The following is a 19,327-nucleotide window of genomic DNA, read 5'->3' on the forward strand; positions in this document are numbered from 1 at the left end:
TAAACAATGTATAATTTTTTATTTTTTATAATTCTGCCAAGTCTACAAGTGGTGAATAACTAGCAAACGTTTTTAGAGGGTTTAAGTAAAGATATTTTGTTTTGCATCCTGATGATCTTAAGTGTTTAAATGTTTATTAATTTCTTTAACTTATATGAATAGTGATAAATATTATACTTAAGGCTATAGCTTGGTCTTAGAGTGAGAACAAGCATTTTACTTTTGAAGCTGGCTTTACAATCAGTTTGAAATTTACCCCTTCGGAGAATTTTTTAAGAGAAAAAGTTATGAATAAAGCTAATGGCCATGGCGCCTTCACCAACGCTGGAGGCTACCCGCTTGGCAGAGCCGCTGCGTAAGTCGCCAACGGCAAACAGACCAGGCTGTGAAGTTTCCAGAGGGTAGGGCGGGCGATCTAAATCCCAGTGGAAGCACTGTAAATCGTATGCGCTAAGTTCATTTCCAGTCAAAACAAACCCTTTTCTATCCATGCATATCAGGTTCTGTAACCAATCACTGGCAGGAACAGCGCCGATAAAAAGGAACAGGTTCCGTAAACGCAGGCTGCTTTTTTCATTGCTTATGTTGTTGGTTAGTGTCACCTTTTCCAAGTGCTCTTCGCCTTCCAAAGCTGTGACCTCTGAATTGATATGCACCTGAATTTTCGGTTCATTCTCCACGCGTTTGATGAGGTAAGAAGACATACTGTTTTCTAAAGTATCACCCCGAATAATTAGGTGTACTTTGGCTGCGAAAGTGGCGAGGAACATGGCTGCCTGGCCTGCCGAGTTTCCTCCGCCCACAATAGCCACTTCTTCTTTCTGGCAAGTGTTTGCTTCGGTGGTTGTAGCGCCATAAAACACGCCTCTTCCTTTATAGAAATCTATGTTTTCTACTTCCAGGCTGCGGTACTTTGCACCCGAAGCGGCAATCACAGTACTGGCGAATATTGATTTTCCATCTTTTGTCTTTAACTCAAAATGGTTTTTGTGGCGTATCAGTGTATCAGCTTCCATGGGTACAGACACCGTGCAACCGAACTTTTGTGCCTGTGTGTAGGCGCGGTTTGCCAGTTCGCTGCCTGAAATGCCTGTCGGAAAACCTAAGTAGTTTTCTATTTTGGAACTGTTTCCGGCTTGCCCCCCGGGTCCTATTTTATCTATGGTAATGGTTTTCAGACCTTCGGAGGCGCCATATACACTTGCGGCCAGTCCGCCAGGTCCGGCACCTACAATCAGAATATCGTATTTGTCTTCCTGAATAGTGGCGCTTATACCTGTATGCCGCGCGATGTCCTGTAGCGAAGGCTTACGGTACACGTTAAAATCAGCATCTATAATAACAGGTGTTTCCTCCTGCTTTATGTTGAAGTTTAGCAATATCTCTTCCGCCTCTTTGTCTTTTTCCAGGTCTAGCCAGACGTAACGCAGGTGGTTCTTAGAAAAAAATTCGCGCAAACTGTATGTTTCAGGGGAAAATCTGGAGCCAAGCAGCGTAAATCCAGCATCGTGTTTCTTCAGCAGCTCTTTGCGCCTCATTATAAAGGCCGTAATAAGGATGTCGTTCAGGTCAGGGTAAGAAGACAGAATTTCCGAAAGCTTTTTGTGCGGTACCCGGATAAGGGTACAATCAGTCTTTGCTACGGCCCTGAAAACGGAAGCCCTTTGGGAAAGCATGTCACTGTCGCCAGTGAATTCGCCTTTTGTATGGGTCGTAATAAGTGTATCCGGTTGAAAAGGGTCTATTATATCAACCTCTCCCTCTAATACAATAAAGAAATCAAACCCGCGTTCGCCCTCCTCAATAACGACCTCCTGCGCCTGATAGGTTTTTAAATTGCCTTCTTTTTCGAAAATGTAAACCTGCTTCTCTGTCAGCGTTGGAAATGACTTTACTCTTTTCATGTCTTGGTGCTAAAGTCTTGTTTCGTCGCGAACTATTTTCTCGTGTTGCCCGCTGTATTCTAAAAGCTTATACGGTACATGAGAATATAATAGGCGGTTCAGCTTTATATGTTTTCAACCAGCCGGAGAAGGAATGATGTGCTGCACATTTCATCGCTTTCCTAGCGTAGCACCGTTGCACCACCCATATTAACCCCTTACATGGCACACTGCCCATACGCGTTATTGCTATTGCTAGAGGAATGTTCCTGTGCATCATATATCCGGCTGTACTTAGCATAATGCTTGGAACTTTGATTAAATTTGATCCCTATTTTACCCTAAGGCCAGCAGTATGGAGTTTGTTCAAAAATTATTTCAATCAGACTTCATGCCCCACGGGCATTGCTATTTCTGGAAACCCGAAATCCTGTGGCTGACAGTAGGAGGGGATGCCCTGACTGCGGCGGCCTACTATTCTATTCCCCTGATGCTGCTTTATTTTGCCCGGAACCGACAGGATTTGGCGCATAAGAATGTATTTTTCTTGTTTGCGGCTTTTATACTCCTGTGCGGTACCACCCACGTGCTTGATATCTGGACCGCCTGGGTGCCGACTTACAGATTGGCCGGAGTGGTGAAAATGGTAACTGGCCTTGTTTCTATAGCCACTGCTGCTGTTCTGTACAGGTCTATTCCTACTATGCTCGCCATACCTAGTACCGTACAACTGGAGACGGCAAACCGGCAACTTAAAGAAGAGATAAATGAACGCGAAAAGGCACAGGCAGAGCTTAACCTGGCAAAAATTGAGCTTGAAAACCGGGTACAGGAGCGGACAGCGCAGCTATTCAAGGCTAACCGTGATCTGGAGGCTGAAATAGAGCAACGGAGGAAGGCGCAGAAAGCACTTCTTGAAAAGAACCAGGACCTGGTCCGGATAAACGCTGATTTGGATAGCTTTGTGTACCTGGCTTCCCATGACTTGAAGTCACCTGTATCAAACATCGAGGGACTCATTAATGCCTTGCGTGAGGAAATGGAAGCTCCGGATGGAGCAGTGGAGCCTGTGCTGGAGCGGCTGGAGACTTCTGTGCAAAAGATTAATCATACCATTCAGGACTTGTCTGATGTAAGCAAAATACAGCGCCGGCCTGATAATGAAATAATGGAGGAGATTCAATTCGAAAAAATGCTGGAAGATGTGTTGGGCAGTATCCAGAATATGGTACAGCAGTCTGGGGTGCAGATTATGACCAACTTTAGCCGCCAGCCGGCTGTCTGGTTCATTCCCCAGCATTTGCAGAGCATCCTTCAAAACCTGCTGACCAATGCCATCAAGTACAGATCTCCTGAGCGGGATGCTGTTGTTAAAATAAGCACAGAAGAAACAGCGCAGTATGTGGTGCTTGCGGTAGAGGATAACGGAATAGGTATAGATTTAGAAAAACACGAGAAAAAAATATTCAACCTCTTCAAGCGGCTGCACGACCATGTGGAAGGGAACGGGGTAGGGCTCTATGTCATTAAGCGGATAATCGAAAACTACCAGGGCAAAATTGAAGTGCAGAGCGAGGTAAACGGGGGCTCAACCTTCCGTGTCTATTTCAACAAAAGTAATGCAGCTGCTTTGGTAAGCAATGAAATAACATCGCAGCATGCTGTTGCCAGTGATGCTGAGCCCAGCGCTGATTTACAACCTGCTGAATAGTACATAGGTTTTGAAGTGAGTTCATGATGCTAGGTTCGTAGTATGTTCTTGTGCTTTAAGGTAAATGCCCCGAGACTTAATTCTTTACTTTCGGGTAGTAGAAACTGGTTGGATCAACAATGAGCTTAGCCTCACCACCATTGGGGCTTTTAGTGAAGTTCGCATTAACGATAGCTGTTTTTCTTGGGGCAAAAGTGGTATCTGATTGGTGCGTGTGAAATACATATACTAACTTACCTTTCTTGTCTTTTACAAAATCGCCGTGCCCTGTACCGTTTTCACCAATAGTTTTTGAGCTGATAACAGGGCTGGACTTTTGTTTTACCCATGGCCCTAAAGGACTTCTGCTGATAGCATATCCTACTGCATAGTCAGGATTACGGAAATCATTTGCGGAGTAAATCATGTAGTATAATCCCTTATGTTTGAGTACCGTTGGGCCCTCAGCTACCGGCCAATCTGCATTTGCCGTGTTCTCCCAGGGTTCTTCTGCTGCTATACATTCGCGCAAGGTCTCTTCTTTGATCGCGGAGAAGTTACCAGTCATTTCAGCTACAAATATCCTGTTGCCGTCTTTCAGGCGCACATGGTACAGGTACTTTTTTCCATCATCATCCACAAATATATATGGATCTATCTGCTTTACAGGAGCAGCCAAGGGTTCCTTTACCTGCTGTGTAAAAGGCCCGAGCGGGCTGCTGCTTTCTGCGACAGCGATGTTCTCGTTGGCTGTGTAAGCCATTAAGAATTTACCTCGGTGATAGAACACCTGGGGTGCCCAAAATCCTATTTCTCCAAATGATTCTTCCTTCTTCAGTGCAAAGCCATCCCGAACTCCTTTAGGTCCTTTCCAGGACTTCATATCTTTTGAAGTATATACCTCAAATCCCTCATTGGCATTGCCCTCCACTGTACCATCCAGGTAGTAAGTCCCTTCATGATAAAACACAGTCGGGTCGGCTAAGTTGATGCTGCATTCCTCAACTGCATCCTGTGCCTGCGCGCGAAGGCTGCAGGAAAATAGCCACAACGCCAATAGAAAGTGGCTGATGCTTACTGCTATAGGTTTCAATGTTCGATTCTGTGATGACATGATCTGCTGAAGGGCTTATGATATGATAATGCGTTTTCCGCTCTTTGTTCTTTTGCTTCCGCTTTACATTATTCTTGCGGCTTCTCCAGCGCCTTTTTAACGGCTGGTGCTACTACGTTTCCCAGTAACTCAATAGCGTGCATGACCTTAGCATGTGGCAAAGTGCCGACGCTGATATGCAACAGGAAGCGGGTGTTGCCAAACAGCTCATACTCCCATAAAATCTTGTCTATTACCTGTTGCGGACTTCCCACCAGCAAAGAGCCTTCTGGCGTGCGCATCATGTCATATTGCTCCCTGCTCATAGGAGACCATCCCCGTTCACGTCCAATCTTGCTCATTACATAGGCGTAAGGCCCGTAAAATTCATCAGCAGCTTTCTGAGAGTCATCCGCAATGTAACCGTGTGAATTGATTGCCAGTTGGAGCTTTGCCGGATCGTGTCCGGACTTCTTGTAGGTTTCTTTGTATAGGTCTGTAAAAGGAATAAAACGTTCCGGCATTCCACCAATAATGGCCAGAGCCATGGGTAAGCCGTAAGTCGCTGCCCGCACTACTGATTCGGGTGTGCCGCCTACTGCCACCCAGAGAGGCAACTCCTCCTGGTATGGCCTTGGGTAAATACCTTGGTTATCTATGGAAGGCCTGTGTTTCCCCTCCCATGTTATTTTTTCGCTTTTGTTTAACTGAACAAGCAGTTCCAGTTTTTCGGCAAACAGGGAGTTGTAGTCTTTCAGATCATTTCCAAAGAGCGGGAAAGACTCAACAAATGAACCTCTGCCTGCCATAATCTCAGCCCTGCCTTTAGAAAGTAGGTCGACGTGCGCAAAGTCCTGGAAAACACGAACTGGGTCATCAGAACTTAGCACTGTTACGCCACTTGAAAGCTTAATTTGCTTTGTTTTAACTGCCGCAGCTGCCAATACTACTGCAGGCGAAGACACAATAAAATCAGGCCGGTGGTGCTCGCCAATGGAGAATACATCTAAGCCCACCTGGTCAGACAGTTCTATTTCTTCTATCAGGTTCATCATCCTTTCATGGGGGCTTAGTAGTTTTCCGGTAGAAGGGTCAGGAGTGTTTTCTACAAAAGTTGTGATACCTATTTCCATAAGCAGTGCGGATACATTTTCTTGAATAAAAACGAACAGTTATTACAAGTTGTAACGAAAGTGCAAATTAAATGTCTTTCAATTTATATATCCTTTTCAGAACATCCCGCTCTTTTCCTTCACTTCAGCTACAATAAACCTGCCGTACAAAGGTCTGTTTTCTTTCTGTATATAGTCTTAAAAGGGTGTATGTTGGAGAAGAAAGATGAGATGCCTCTTTTTTGGAATGGGTAGCAAAATTTATTTTGCCAAAGCACGAAAGTTTACGTTTCAGAAAAGGAATCATAAAATGTTGTCATGCTGGATATTGTCATAGAAGCCCGTAATGCATCCATCGGTCCTGGAATGGATGTGCGCCGGATTCTTCCTTTCCGTAAGCGAAGAATGGTAGGCCCTTTCATTTTCATGGATCATGCAGGCCCTGTAGCTATACAGCCTTCATTAACCACTTCGATGGATGTGCTGCCGCACCCGCACATCGGATTGTCTACCGTGAGTTATTTATTCGGAGGGCAGGTCACGCACCGCGACAGCACAGGGGTGCAGCAGGTGATACGCCCCGGAGAAGTGAACTGGATGACGGCCGGTAGTGGCATTGCCCATTCAGAACGGTTCGAAGACCCTGCTGCCTTGGCAGGAGGAAAACTGGAAATGATACAGACCTGGGTTGCCCTGCCTGAAAGAGATGAAGAGGCTGCGCCTGCTTTCGATAATTATAAATCGGAAGAGCTACCCATTTTTACAGATAGCGGGATATGGATGCGGTTAATAGCGGGGGAAGCGTTTGGTTTGAAAAGTCATGTAAACACGCACTCTCCCTTATTCTACCTGCACGTTATCCTGGATCAGGGAACGCGTTTCGGGTTACCTGCTGGGCATACGGAGAGGGGCATTTATGTTGCGAAAGGAAGTATTGAAGTTTCAGGTTTAACGTATGCTGCGGGCCAGATGCTAGTCTTTAACAAGGGGGCAGACCCGGTGATATTGGCAAAAGAGAAATCAACGCTTATGTATTTAGGCGGTGAACCGCTGGGAGAGCGGTTTATCTGGTGGAACTTCGTCTCTTCCAGAAAAGACCGGATAGAGCAGGCAAAGGCAGATTGGAAAGAAGGGAGGATTTTGCTACCTCCTACAGACAACCAGGAATTTGTTCCGCTTCCGGAAGACCGCTCCAGGCCTGCCGGTAGCCCTTCGCCACAGGCACTATCATAAGGTAACCAGGGGAAACCGGTACTCTAATTCTTCCCGTTCCCGGTAAAGGGAACAAACACCACGGGCATCAGGTTCTTAGTTACTGTTTTACCGTTCTTCTTTTCTATCAGCGTCAGCGTTTGCGTCCTGAACTGTGGACCTACGGGAATGACCATTCTGCCGCCCTCCTTCAGTTGCTTTAGCAGGGGAGGAGGAACAGCTTCGGCACCAGCGGTTACGATAATGGCATCGTAAGGCGCATGCTCTTCCCAGCCACGGTAGCCGTCTCCTATTTTTACCTGCACGTTGTCGTAGCCCAGTTTCTTTAACCTTTTTGCCGCCGCTTTGCCGTGTTCAGGAACAATTTCGATGGTGTATACCTCCTGCACAATTTCTGCAAGTACTGCCGCCTGGTAACCGGAGCCGGTGCCTATCTCCAGCACTTTCATCTGTGGGTTTGGCCTGATTACCTCCGTCATGTAGGCGACGATATAGGGCTGTGAAATGGTTTGCTTATAGCCAATAGGCAAGGGGTTATCCGCATAAGCCTGGGGGACCTGTCCCGGAGGAACAAATTTGTGCCGCTCTACATTGCGCATGGCATCCAGCACTGCTTCGTCTTTGATGCCCCTTCCCTCAATGTTTCGCTGCACCATCTTTTCCCTTCTCTCCTTTAAAACATCATCCTGGACAGGAAGGGTAATCAGCATGAAGAACAGCAGGGAGGAAACTGGCAGTAACATATAATCAGGATAATTATAGTGTATGAGGGCACCAAGAGAGAACAGGAGTATCCGCTGACAGCGTACAAGGTATTATTATTTATACCTTTATCTGTAGAGAAAGTTCACTCAATTTTGAGAGCTCCTTACGGACAGCGGGCTGCGATGTACCGGAAGCAATGGTAACCTAACAGGCAGAAAGTGAATAGTATGAACCACGGGAGAAGCAGGTGGAGACGCTGACCGCCGCTGAGAACTATGCAAACAAACTCCTTGTGAACGGTTATGCCAACAATCTGTAGGTGCTACGGGTAATATCCGAGAAGCTGGCGGCACAACTGGAACTGGGGAATACGCAGTACAGCCAACTAGATGCCCTGGTCATTCTCTGCCGTGCGCCTGGCGGTGGCTGGAGCAGGGAAGAATAGTGTGTCATGACATAGGTTCTGTTCATCAACAGTATAAACTTAACATACCTTATTTACAATGCCGGAAGGGCCACAAATAGTTTTTCTGAAAGAACAGGCGGAGCAGTTTACAGGGCAGCTTGTTTTAGAAGCGAACGGAAATGCCAAGGATATGCCTTTTAATGAGATAGCGGGACAGCCATTAACAGCTATCAAAACTTATGGGAAAGCGCTGTTCTTCTGCTTTCCCAGCGTTACCATCCGCATTCACCTGATGCTGTTTGGGAAATATGCTATTAACGGGGAGTTAAACCGGGAGCTTCGCCTGGGGCTTGCGTTTGACACAGGAGAAATCAACTTCTACGCCTGCGACTGCCGCCTGGTTCGATGCTCCTTAAATAAACTGAATGACTGGAGCACTGATGTGATGCACGCTTCTTTTGACCCGGATAAAGCCCTTGAGAAGCTGTACAGCAAACCAAACAGGCTCATCTGTGATGCCCTACTCGACCAGGCTATCTTGGCTGGTGTGGGCAACGGCATTAAAAATGAAGTGCTGTTTCGCAGGCAGGTACACCCGGAAAGCATAGTTAGTAATATTCCTGAACCAGAACTCCGAAAGTTGATAGCAGCCTGTGTTGACTTCAGTTTTGAGTATCTGGACTGGAAACGGGAAAGAGCAGAAGGGCAGCACTGGCAGGTGTACAGGCAGAAGGAGTGCCCCCGGGACCGCATCCCCTTGCGGAAGGAGAAAATCGGCAAGACAGGCAGGTCGTGTTATTTCTGTGATAAGTGCCAGAAGTTGTATGTTCATGACAGTATAATGTAAGGTAGGTACAGCTGCCATGCGGTTCTGCATTGTCCTTTCCAGAACATGTGTGGCGGGCTTAAATAACAGGCAAGAGCAGTTTGGCCGGAATAAGTCCGGAATTTACCACGCAGATACGATGAGCACGACCATCTACTTAAATTATCATGGATTTGGTATTTGGCGCCACCTGATGGGTAACCTGAAACTGCAGCATTTCTTTGAAGACATAAGCTGCCTAACACATAACTTAGACTACCTGCTGTATCACCACCGCAACCCGCACTGGTATGAGAACCAGTGCCAGTATCATAACTGTCCTGAAAAAACGTAGCAACTGGAGTTTATAAATGCATATAAACTTACACCGATTCTCATCTGGGTGGGCAAAGCCGACAATAGCTGGGACGCCAATCAAAAGCTGGCGATGGAAACAGGTGTTAAGGCACCTTGTCTAAATCAGGAACGACGTGCTGTTGGAAAAGCTTGTCGGTTTAGAGTGGCAGCCGCAAGCTGACATTACCATTTTGTAATTAAAACCTTTCCTGCAATCGTAGCTTATACATCACTAAAAGAGTATAGGTGTTATAGATTATAATGCTTTTCTTCTTTTTTAAATTTTAAATGAGTGAGTTAAGGTCAGCTGAAGAAAGTCTGCTACGCTTAACTCATAGACCATGACGTGCGATGTAATGACAGAACAATTTACCCCACTACACGATCTGGCCCTAATCGGGGACAGACGTACCTGCGCCTTGCTGGACAAGCGGGGTAGCATTGTCTGGTACTGCCCCAAACGCTTTGATAATCCCTCGTTGTTTGCCTCTTTGCTGGATCCACAAAAAGGAGGGGCCTGGACCTTGGAGATGGAAGAATTAGAATTCAAGGAACGTGCTTACCTGGAAGACAGTGGCATACTGCAAACCCATTTCTCAGGAGAGAAGGGAAAGCTTCTGCTTGAAGACTGGATGCCGTTGTATGCCCGCTTCTATGGTATCTGCCGCAAACTCTCCCCGTCCCCTGTACCGTACCGCATGCTTCTAAGCCCGCGCCCGAACTACGCCCGGCAATCTCCGGTGTTGGAGCAGAAGGAAGAAAAACATGCTACCTTGGAGTTTGACTTTCACTTTTACGCCTCTCATCCGCTGGTGATGGAGCAGGATTCTATTTACTGCCAGGTGCCTGCAGGGGAGGAGGCCTGGTTTATACTGGCTGAGAAGGCCGTGGATAATCCAAAAGAAATGCTGGAGGAGGTCAGGGAACTGAGTCTGAAAAACTGGCGCGAGATCGCCAGTCATATCACCTATAAAGGGCCTTATGAAGAGGAGGTACGCAAATCGTTGCGCCTGCTGCGCATGCTGACATATGCCGAAAACGGAGGCATTATCGCGGCTGCTACCACATCCCTGCCGGAAGTAATTGGTGGTGAGCGTAATTATGATTACCGTTATGTGTGGCTGCGGGATGCCGCTATGATTATCAGCGCCCTGGCTCGGGCAGGCAGTGATGGAGAGGAAGAGCGCAAGTTCCTGAGCTTTATGTGTTCGGCCATGCACCGCATTCCTGCGCCTGTTGTGCCGATGCTGACCTTAGACACGCAACCAGCAGGAACGCAGCAGGCACTTGATTTACAGGGCTACAAAAACAGCAAACCGGTGGAGTACGGAAATGGGGCCAGCGATCAATTGCAGCTGGATGCAAACAGCAATGTTCTTATTGCCGCCAAAGTAATTTACAACCGCTATGATACCCGTGAGCACTGGGAAACGATTCAGCGCCTGGCAAACTTCCTGGTAGCACACTGGCAGGAGCCGGGCCACGGCATCTGGGAAGAAACGCCGACACAGCATTACACCTCCAGCAAAGTAATAGCCTCCATCAGCCTGAAGTACATAGCGGATCATTCAACGGATGAAGAAGAAAAAAAAAGCTGGCAGGATACTTCCGAAGAGATAAAAGCATATGTAGAAGACAACTGCATTACTTCAGAAGGGGCTTACGCTGTTTATGCCGGAAGCGAGGAGGTGGATGTAAGCGCTATACTTTTTCCTATCTGGGGCTTTAACGATGCTGACTCAGGGGCCATGCTAAAAACGGTAGAAGTGCTGGAACGGGAATACTGTCAGGACCATCTCTACCGCCGCCACCTGGTAGAATTTGACTCCAGCAAAGAAGGCGCTTTTCTGGCGGGCACACTCTGGGTAGCCCAATACTGGGTGATGCGCCGTGAATGGAATAAAGTTGAAGCCATATTAGGGGCAGCGCTTCGTTTTATGAACGATGTGGGCATCATGCCCGAAGAAGGAGACCCGGTAACAGAGGAGTGGCTGGGAAACCTGCCCCAGACATTTGTGCACGCCTCCTTAATCGGTACCGTAATTGACTACAAGCACGCCCGCTATGGAGAGGAAGAGGAGGAATAGGTAGCTGCTGATTGGTGCCAAGCTTAGAACCAAAGGAGGCCTTACTAATTAGAAAACAGTTCAGTGGGTGTTTTAGCAGTTGAAACTGAAAGAAGAGAGACTTATCTTGTAAGCTCATAAGCACTGGGCACTGCCGGAGGGAATCTTTTGAGGTAACAGAAAGGTTAGTTGGGTAACCACAGTGTCAGATATTTGTTGCCGCTTACCACACACGTTTCACTATGCTCATTTTTTCCAAAGCAAAAGGTGCTGTCTTGCTGGTCTTCTTTGCTGGACTCTTCACCGCCACAGGCTGCACCAATACACCACCCGAGGAGTACAACAGCAGGGCGGCTAACCCGAACCTGCTGCACCAGACTTCAAAGCAGCTCACCACCGTCATCATCCGCGATATTTTCAAGCCGCCAGTGGCCAGCCGCATCTACGCCTACGCCAACCTCGCCGCCTATGAGGCCCTGCGTCCGGCAGAGGCGGGACATGCCTCCCTGGCCGGCAAAATTAAAGAGTTCGCACCGGTGCCCGCTCCTGAAAAGGGCGTTGAATACTGCTATCCGCTGGCAAGCGTCAAGGCCTTTATCGCAGTAAGCAAGGCCCTTACCTTCTCTGTTGACATGTGGGATGCGTACGAGGTAGAGCTTGACCGCAAGTATGAGGCGATGGACATACCCGAGGACGTGTATGATCGTTCGGTGGCCTACGGCGAGCTTGTGGCCAAACATGTGCTGGACTATGCCGAGAAGGACAACTACAAGTACACGCGCGGCTATCGGCACGTGCTCACCTACTCGGAGGGAGACTGGGAGCCCACACCGCCGACTTATGCCGAGGCCTGCGAGCCGAGGTGGAGCGCCATCCGTGCCTTCACCCTCGATTCCTGCACCCAGTTCACCCCTGCGCCTCCGGCCCCCTATGATATTACGCCCGGCAGCGATTTCCGCAAGATGGTGGACCAGGTCTATGACTACGGCAAGAACGCTACCCCGGAGCAGAAGGCGATTGCCTACTTCTGGGACGATAACGCCACCGTTTCCAACATCAAGGGGCACCTTTCTTACCTGAGCAAGAAGATGACACCGCCGGGGCACTGGCAGGCCATCGTCAGCACCATCGCCCGCGACCAGAAGCTGGACATGATGCAGTCGCTTGAGGCCTATACTTTCTCCTCTATCGCCATGAACGAGGCCTTCATCGCCTGCTGGGAAGAAAAGTACCGCTCCAACCGCGTACGTCCCGTCACTGTCATCAACCGGCTCCGGGGCGAGGGGTGGGAGCCATACCTGGAGACGCCGCCCTTCCCCGAGTACGTGAGCGGCCACAGCGCTATATCTGCCGCTGCCGGAACTGTGCTCACGCACCTGCTGGGCGAAAACGTGGCCTTCACCGACTCGACAGAGTATGAGTTCGGCCATGGGGTCCGTTCCTTCAAATCCATTGAAGATGCTTACATAGAGACCTCCATGAGCCGTGTGTACGGCGGGATTCATTACCTGGACGGCGCACTGGAAGGAACAAAGCAGGGGGAGAGAGTGGGGGAGTGGGTGCTAACCAAACTTACTGGAAAGCCGGTTGAGAACAGGCCGAAAGAAGACGTCACAAAGCAGATTGCAGGCAAGTAGCCTGAAACAGCTTATAAGCTACAAACAAAAGGATTCACAATGTGTTACTGAATTTTTTTTTCAGCCAGCCATAGCATGGTGATACAGCAGGCTTTCCTAATAGCAACTACAGAAATAGAGGTACAAAGCATTTTCCAGCCTTAGGCGAGGCTGGAAGAAGGTTTTAAATGATGCTTCGCAGTCTTTCACTGGGCCTGGCATTATAACTTACTTATTAGAAATATGATTAGAAGCTTTGCCAAAGGATACAATAACTTGTTTATTTTAGGTAATATAGTTAACCGAAAATTTGTATAAAGTCTAATTGCCTATGATGTTCGAAAACCTAAACCGCCGCCACTTTATTAAATTAGGAATAAGTGCTACTGCTATGGGGTTAGTCGGAGTGCCATTTTCATTATCTGCCCGCGATAAACCCAACCCTAACCACTTGCCGCGCTGGCGGGGCTTTAACCTGCTTGAAAAATTTAACGGAGCCCGTAACCAGCCTTATCAGGAATCAGACTTCCAGATGATGGCCGAATGGGGGTTTGATTTTGCCCGCTTACCTATGTCCTACCATTGCTGGTCGAAGCCCGATAACTGGTTGCAGTTGGATGAGAAGGTGCTGAAAGAAATTGACCAGGCTGTTGCCTTTGGCCGGAAGCACAAAATACACGTAAACCTGAACCTCCACCGCATTCCAGGCTACTGTGTAAATCCGCCGGAAGAGCCGCTTAACCTCTGGAAAGATGAAAAAGCCCTGGAAGCTGCTGCTTTCCACTGGCAAACGTTTGCCAAACGCTACAAAGGCATATCCAATAAAAAGCTAAGTTTCGATTTAATAAACGAGCCCTCCAAAGTAGAGGAACCGGATTATGTGCGTGTGGTAACGCGGCTGGTTGAAGCCATCCGGTCCGAAGATCCGAAACGCCTGATTATAGCCGATGGCATGCAGTACGGCACCAAGCCTGTTTTTGGCATCAAAGACCTGCAGGTGGGTCAAAGCACCCGCGGTTACGGACCTTTCCAACTTACGCACTATAAAGCGTCCTGGGCATCTGGCTCCGATACCTGGCCTTTACCTACCTGGCCCTATAAACAATCCGAAACCGATGTGTGGGATAAAGCTCGCCTGCAACGCGAAGTATTCGGCCCATGGAAGAAGTTAGCGAACGAAAATGTAGGGGTGCATGTGGGCGAATGGGGAGCATATAAACATACGCCCCACGACGTAACTCTTGCCTGGATGAAAGATAACCTGGAAATCTGGAAAGAGAACGGTTGGGGTTGGTCGCTGTGGAATTTACGCGGCGATTTTGGTGTGCTGAATAGCGGCCGGGCTGATGTTGCCTATGAAGATTACAAGGGGCACAAATTGGATAGAAAGATGTTAACGCTGCTTCAGGCTTACTAAGAATTTTGGTTTAGCTTAAGGCAGTTGGAGAAGTAGGAAGTACCTTCTATTTAGTTTGCCGTTGTGCCGGTTAAACCTATCAGTTAAGCCATATCGCCAACAAGAAAGACTTCGGCTTAACCAAGATGGCAAGGTGGTACAAGGAAATAGAGAATGCGGGCTTTGCCTCAATTTCCGCCATCTCCGGTAGCATCCAGAACCACTACCTGACCATCCTCCAATAATTTGGCAACAGATGTACAAATGCCTCTACGGTCAACTTTTTTCAGGACGAGGCATGTTTGCTATTTGTTGCTGTTTGTTGCTTGTGTCCCGGGAAAAGGAGGGTTTTATGGGATTAAGGTGTAACAAGTGTAAATATCGACAAGGTCGGCTCCCATGAACAGGAGCCGGCCCAATAAGCTTATTTTATGTTAAACCGGAAGGGCAGCGGGCATGGCAATGCGGGCACAGTGTTTTAATGCCTTTGGGGAGGCGTTCGACCGGCAGACAAGCTACAAACGGGCCCAGCAGGAGAGCCAGCGCCGGCAGGATATCCAGCAGGTGGAGAAGACGCAGCAGCATCATCAGGCTCCGGAGCGGGAGCAACAGCGCAGGGATATCAGGAGGTAGGGAAGAAAGGTGCCAAGTTGTAATACGGCCGGGTTGGTGCTGCCGGTTTATGAATATGCCCATTCGGCCGGAATCGGCCGGTTCATCACGGGAGGGTACGTGTACCGGGGGAGTAGTCTTCCGGCCCTGCAGGGCAAATACATTTACGCCGACTACGTCTCGGGCAATATTTGGGCCCTGAGGCTGCGCCAGGACGGTCCCGTAGCCGAAAATGCCTTGTTACTCAACGCCGGTTTTCTGGTTTCTGGCTTCGGGGAAGACCAAAACCAGAAAATCGGTGCTTTGCCACGGGGAGGGCCGCAAAATATACCGTCTGTACGACATCTTGACGAGAGTGGCGGAGGCAGAGCAGCTAAGCTGGGAGGTTTTTCCTAATCCCGCCCAGAGCAGGCTGACGGTTCGGTGGGGAGAGCCGTCCGCCCGAGGCCCGGCCTCCTTGAAGGTGTATAATAGCCTGAGCCAGCCTATGCTCTTCCCCCTTATCCTGCTGTCGCCGGGTTCGAAAGAAGCCACTTTGGATATTTCGGGGTGGCCGAAAGGGTTGTATGTCATTTTCCTGGAGTCGTGAGAAAAACGGCTATGGAAAAGGGGCCTGATCCAGTAACGCCCAAGGAGTTGGGGAGAAAAGAAATGAGCGGCAAAACGTACTAAAGTAGTTTCCTTTAGTATATTTGCTCCCTATAGGCTGAAAAACAGCCTTGCCCTCTGGGCCTTTCGTTGCGGCATGGCTTATTTAAAAAGACTTTCCTCTTTTTTTGCAGAGAAATTTTCTTCGGCGCAGGTTCTCCTCACCGGGTACATCGTGTTTATCATGCTCGGCAGCGGTTTGTTTATGCTGCCCATTTCGAGTGCCGAAGGAGTGGGGCTCTCTTTTGTCGACGCCATATTCACGGCGACTTCCTCCATTTCCGGCACCGGCCTGATTGTGGTGGACACCGGGAGCTATTTTTCCGGGTTCGGCCAGGCCGTCGTCGCCCTTCTGATTCAGATCGGCAACATCGGGTACATGCTCTTTTTTGCGCTGGCGGTGGTGTTTCTGGGCAAGAAGCTGTCCATGGTGAACAAGATCATCATCAAAGAGTCCATCAGCACGGCCCAGCTGAACTTGGATCTTTTTATTATCAAGGTTTTTAAGTACACCCTTATCATAGAAGGGGTGGCGGCGGTGCTGCTGACCCTCATTTTCCTGCAGGATTTCCCTTTCCCGGAAGCCCTATGGCTGGGGGTTTTCCATTCCATATCCTCTTTCTGTACGGCTGGTTTTTCACTTTTCCCGGACAGTCTGATTCGGTATAACGACAATGTCCCTTTCGTCCTCATCATCATCATTACCTCCTACCTGGGCTGCTGTGGCTTTTATGTGCTGCACGACGTGTCTTTGCGCCTCAAGTATTTTTTCCGGATAAAAGACCGGTACCGGCTTTCCGTTCACAGCAAGGTGGTGCTTGTTATCTCGTTTTCGATGATTGCCATCGGGACGGTTGTCCTCTTCCTGGTCGAGAATATCAAGCAAGGGCCCGGGAAAGAGACCCTGCTCACAGCTTTTTTTCAAGCCGCCGCCGCTGCCACTACAGTTGGTTATAACAGCATGGACATAGCTGGCTACAGCGATCCCTCCCTGCACGCGATCATTGTGCTGATGTTTATTGGGGCGGCTCCCAGCGGTACGGGAGGCGGTATCAAAATGACCGTGTTTGCCATTATGATCATTGCGCTCTACACTTTCCTGAACGATAAAAAGCACGTCCACCTGTTCAAGCGCTCGATTCATCCCCGGCGGGTGGCGCGGGCCTTCTCCATCATGCTCTTGGCCATTGTCTGGAATTTCTTCGCCATTTTTGCCCTGAGTATCACTGAAAACCAGCCGGCCTTGTTTATTTTGTTTGAATCCGTTTCCGCCTTGGGCAACGGGGGAATGTCCGCAGGAATCACTGGCGATCTGTCCTGGGCCGGGAAGGTGGTGCTGACGGCCTCCATGCTGATCGGCCGGGTAGGCCCGCTCATCGTCGGGTACACGCTGCTGCGCAACCAAAACAAAGCCGACTTCCAATATCCGGAAGGGGATGTGCTGATTGTATAATTAGAAATTAGATATTAGAAATGATGGGTTTTGGAAAGGGGAATAATAGTCCGGGAAAAGCCGCTTTTTGATTAACTCTTATTCACTCATACATTCATCCACCTATTAACTCATTAAATAATGAAGCAGTTTGTTGTCATTGGCATGGGAAGATTTGGCTCTAACTTGGCTAAATCCTTGTATCGGCTCGGAAACCAGGTACTGGCGATCGACTACCAGAAGCGCAATATCGAATATATAAAGGACCAGGTGACGGAGGCCATTGTGGCCGATGCCAAAGACCTGAAGTTGTTGACGCAGGTCATTGACAAAGACGTGGACTCTGTCATCATCGCCACCGGCAACGACATCGAGATGAGCGTTCTGACGACGCTCCACCTCCGCAACATTGGAGTGAAGCACCTGGTGGCGAAAGCAAAAAGCGAGGATCACGGGGAAATCCTAAAAGCCCTGGGCGTGGACGAGGTGATTTTCCCGGAAAAGGATATCGCCAAACGTCTGGCGGAGAAGCTGGACATGACGAACATGATCTTCAACATCCCAATTGCCCACGACTATAGCATCATAGAGGTGATAACTCCCGCGAATTTTGTGGGGAAGAGCCTAATCGAACTGGACTTGCGGAATAAATACGGGATCAACATCATCGGGATCCGGCCCTTGATCTCAGATGAACTGAAGGTGGTGCCGAATGGCCAAACCATTATTCCTCCCGATTCCGCGATGATCCTAATTTGCAAAACGGATGAAATCTCTAAATTGCGGCTCCAGTAGGTAATCCCCCGAGTTAACTTAGCCTTTCCGGCTCAGCCCCCTGCCGGGTTCCCTATTTCTGCCTTTGACCTGCCGGCCCCCCGACGGCCCTCCCTCCCGGCCATGTCATGTCTGTTCATGGCCCCACCTTCACGGCGATGGAACCGACGATGAAAAAATTGTCCCCTACCGGTCTGGCCCGCCGACCGAAGATGGGATCCGGGCTGGTAAAGCGCCTGGCCTCCAACCGTACCATCACGCCTTCCCGGAGGGTGTAATCCACGTTGGCCGAGACGCCGGTGGTCTTGAACCTGTAAGGATATTCAGTCGAGATGATCACCCCCTTTTGTCCTGGTAGTACTCTCCCCTGCAGGCCACTGCCCACCGCCCGGAGAGGGCCAACCGCCCAATCGCCACCGGACTCAGCCAAAGGTCGAGATCCGGACTCCATTTCGCTTGCTGCTGCACCCCGACATCAAACCCGCTGATCAGGGAAACCTTCGGGGAGAGCTGGAACTGCCCTTAGAGATTGTTGAAATACCGCATTCGCCTGGTCGGGTCCGGATCATCTGCCCCGATGAAGGTGCTCCAGTTGAGGGTGGTGGCAGGGCTGGGGGAATAGGTGACTTGGGTGCCCAGGCTGCCCAGGCTGGGCAGGGAACTGCCGGGTACCCGTTGGATCCTTTGCCAACCGTTGAGCACCAGAGCCGTCAGCTCCCACTTTTCGCTAGGGCCACACGAAAGCTTGGCGCCTGCCAGGTAGTAAGGGAAGTTTTCGGCTAAAATGGAACGGGTAAGGGTGGGGTTGTCGGCGGAGACGGCACTTTCAAATCCGATGTGGGAGGGGAATATGCCCGCGTCCAGCCAAAGGGGACCTTGCACGTCTAAAGCAACCCCGGCGTTGGCTTCAAACACATGCCGCAGCAATTCCTGCTCCCCGGCCAGGTTATTCTGCGCATAGGTCCCCGCCATCAGGCCCAGGTTGGCCCGGTAACTCCCGCCGTCCACCGCCACCCGGACCAGGCCGAGGTTCAGGTTGAATTCATGGTGGCGGTTGTGGTTGTACAGGAAACCCGGCCTTACGTGGTCGGGGGGCGGTTAGAGTCATAGGAGTAATACACATCCACAAAACCACTGACCGTAATAACGGCGGGCAACTCCCCGCCTGAGAGACTATCTGGTTGGGCCAGGGAAGGGAGGGTGAGAATGCAGTAAATAATCAGGGAAAACGCTTTCTTTTTTACGCTATAGTACTGCTGACTTACCTGGCCTCCAGTCTCTCATTCCCCTTGGTCAATGCACCTAGTCTAACTACGATGAAGTGACCATTTAAAAACCTTCTATAAAAGTAAAAGGCCTCCAGCGTTAGTTGAAGGCCTTTCGTGTAGCCCGAAGGAGTGAATTATCGAACCATATCCACAAAAATTTTATGGCTGTGGAAAAGTATCTTCAAGTGGGTGAGGGGCAATAAACATCTTCTTATACAATAGCAACTGATTACCTTTTTATCATAGGATGTG

Annotated in this window: 17 protein-coding genes and 1 pseudogene; 13 read left to right on the plus strand and 5 right to left on the minus strand. The window is 49.3% G+C overall.

Features of this window, described 5'->3' with window-relative positions; genetic code table 11:
* Window positions 1–272 precede the first annotated feature (272 nt).
* Window positions 273–1,904, minus strand: coding sequence for an FAD-dependent oxidoreductase (locus E1919_RS05220; RefSeq protein ID WP_162052309.1), 1,632 nt, complete (start codon window positions 1,902–1,904; stop codon window positions 273–275).
* A gap of 334 nt (window positions 1,905–2,238) precedes the next feature.
* Between E1919_RS05220 and E1919_RS05225 the strand changes: the two genes are divergently transcribed.
* Window positions 2,239–3,594, plus strand: coding sequence for a sensor histidine kinase (locus E1919_RS05225; RefSeq protein ID WP_162052310.1), 1,356 nt, complete (start codon window positions 2,239–2,241; stop codon window positions 3,592–3,594).
* Between the two features lie 76 nt (window positions 3,595–3,670).
* On the opposite strand, the gene E1919_RS05230 is transcribed toward E1919_RS05225, so the two are convergent.
* On the minus strand, window positions 3,671–4,687 hold the full coding sequence (locus E1919_RS05230) for a glycoside hydrolase family 43 protein (protein ID WP_162052311.1): 1,017 nt from the start codon (window positions 4,685–4,687) through the stop codon (window positions 3,671–3,673).
* 68 nt (window positions 4,688–4,755) lie between these two features.
* A complete protein-coding gene (locus tag E1919_RS05235) occupies window positions 4,756–5,799 on the minus strand; it encodes an LLM class flavin-dependent oxidoreductase (RefSeq protein ID WP_162052312.1) in 1,044 nt (347 codons plus the stop codon).
* 297 nt (window positions 5,800–6,096) lie between these two features.
* On the opposite strand from E1919_RS05235, the gene E1919_RS05240 reads away from it, so the two are divergent.
* Window positions 6,097–7,011 (plus strand): pirin family protein, encoded by a 915-nt coding sequence (locus E1919_RS05240; RefSeq protein WP_162052313.1) that lies wholly within the window; start codon window positions 6,097–6,099, stop codon window positions 7,009–7,011.
* Window positions 7,012–7,034: 23 nt separating this feature from the next.
* Here E1919_RS05240 and E1919_RS05245 read toward each other — a convergent pair whose 3' ends face one another.
* Entirely contained in the window at window positions 7,035–7,733 is a 699-nt protein-coding gene (locus tag E1919_RS05245; protein WP_162052314.1) for a protein-L-isoaspartate(D-aspartate) O-methyltransferase, read from the minus strand.
* A gap of 281 nt (window positions 7,734–8,014) precedes the next feature.
* On the opposite strand from E1919_RS05245, the gene E1919_RS27895 reads away from it, so the two are divergent.
* From E1919_RS27895 to E1919_RS05290, 11 genes are all read left to right on the plus strand, one after another.
* Window positions 8,015–8,140 (plus strand): hypothetical protein, encoded by a 126-nt coding sequence (locus E1919_RS27895; RefSeq protein ID WP_262888697.1) that lies wholly within the window; start codon window positions 8,015–8,017, stop codon window positions 8,138–8,140.
* A 58-nt stretch (window positions 8,141–8,198) separates the two neighbouring features.
* On the plus strand, window positions 8,199–8,948 hold the full coding sequence (locus tag E1919_RS05250) for an endonuclease (protein WP_162052315.1): 750 nt from the start codon (window positions 8,199–8,201) through the stop codon (window positions 8,946–8,948).
* 49 nt (window positions 8,949–8,997) lie between these two features.
* Window positions 8,998–9,261: a hypothetical protein gene (locus E1919_RS05255; protein ID WP_162052316.1), complete on the plus strand. Its 264-nt coding sequence runs from the start codon at window positions 8,998–9,000 to the stop codon at window positions 9,259–9,261.
* Window positions 9,262–9,604: 343 nt separating this feature from the next.
* Window positions 9,605–11,350 carry a glycoside hydrolase family 15 protein gene (locus E1919_RS05260; RefSeq protein ID WP_162052317.1) on the plus strand — a complete coding sequence of 582 codons (1,746 nt, stop codon included), beginning with the start codon at window positions 9,605–9,607 and terminating at the stop codon, window positions 11,348–11,350.
* Window positions 11,351–11,571: 221 nt separating this feature from the next.
* Window positions 11,572–12,966 (plus strand): vanadium-dependent haloperoxidase, encoded by a 1,395-nt coding sequence (locus E1919_RS05265; protein WP_162052318.1) that lies wholly within the window; start codon window positions 11,572–11,574, stop codon window positions 12,964–12,966.
* Between the two features lie 310 nt (window positions 12,967–13,276).
* Window positions 13,277–14,362 (plus strand): glycoside hydrolase family 5 protein, encoded by a 1,086-nt coding sequence (locus E1919_RS05270; RefSeq protein WP_237144026.1) that lies wholly within the window; start codon window positions 13,277–13,279, stop codon window positions 14,360–14,362.
* Between the two features lie 441 nt (window positions 14,363–14,803).
* Entirely contained in the window at window positions 14,804–14,974 is a 171-nt protein-coding gene (locus tag E1919_RS05275) for a hypothetical protein (RefSeq protein ID WP_162052319.1), read from the plus strand.
* Window positions 14,975–14,983: 9 nt separating this feature from the next.
* The gene (locus tag E1919_RS05280) at window positions 14,984–15,349 is read left to right on the plus strand and encodes a PQQ-dependent sugar dehydrogenase family protein (RefSeq protein ID WP_162052320.1); all 366 of its coding nucleotides are present in this window, start codon (window positions 14,984–14,986) and stop codon (window positions 15,347–15,349) included.
* Complete coding sequence (locus tag E1919_RS27495; RefSeq protein WP_237144042.1) at window positions 15,309–15,542, plus strand: T9SS type A sorting domain-containing protein; 234 nt, start codon at window positions 15,309–15,311, stop codon at window positions 15,540–15,542. The genes E1919_RS05280 and E1919_RS27495 overlap by 41 nt, the downstream gene beginning before the upstream one ends.
* Before the next feature lie 264 nt (window positions 15,543–15,806).
* Window positions 15,807–17,054: a TrkH family potassium uptake protein gene (locus E1919_RS05285; RefSeq protein ID WP_237144027.1), complete on the plus strand. Its 1,248-nt coding sequence runs from the start codon at window positions 15,807–15,809 to the stop codon at window positions 17,052–17,054.
* 120 nt (window positions 17,055–17,174) lie between these two features.
* A complete protein-coding gene (locus E1919_RS05290; protein ID WP_162052322.1) occupies window positions 17,175–17,828 on the plus strand; it encodes a potassium channel family protein in 654 nt (217 codons plus the stop codon).
* 115 nt (window positions 17,829–17,943) lie between these two features.
* On the opposite strand, the pseudogene E1919_RS28095 reads toward E1919_RS05290, so the two are convergent.
* A pseudogene (locus E1919_RS28095) lies at window positions 17,944–18,875 on the minus strand (porin).
* Window positions 18,876–19,327 lie beyond the last annotated feature (452 nt).

The organism is Pontibacter pamirensis (genome assembly GCF_010015475.1).
In the GTDB taxonomy this organism is placed as follows: Bacteria; Bacteroidota; Bacteroidia; order Cytophagales; family Hymenobacteraceae; genus Pontibacter; species Pontibacter pamirensis.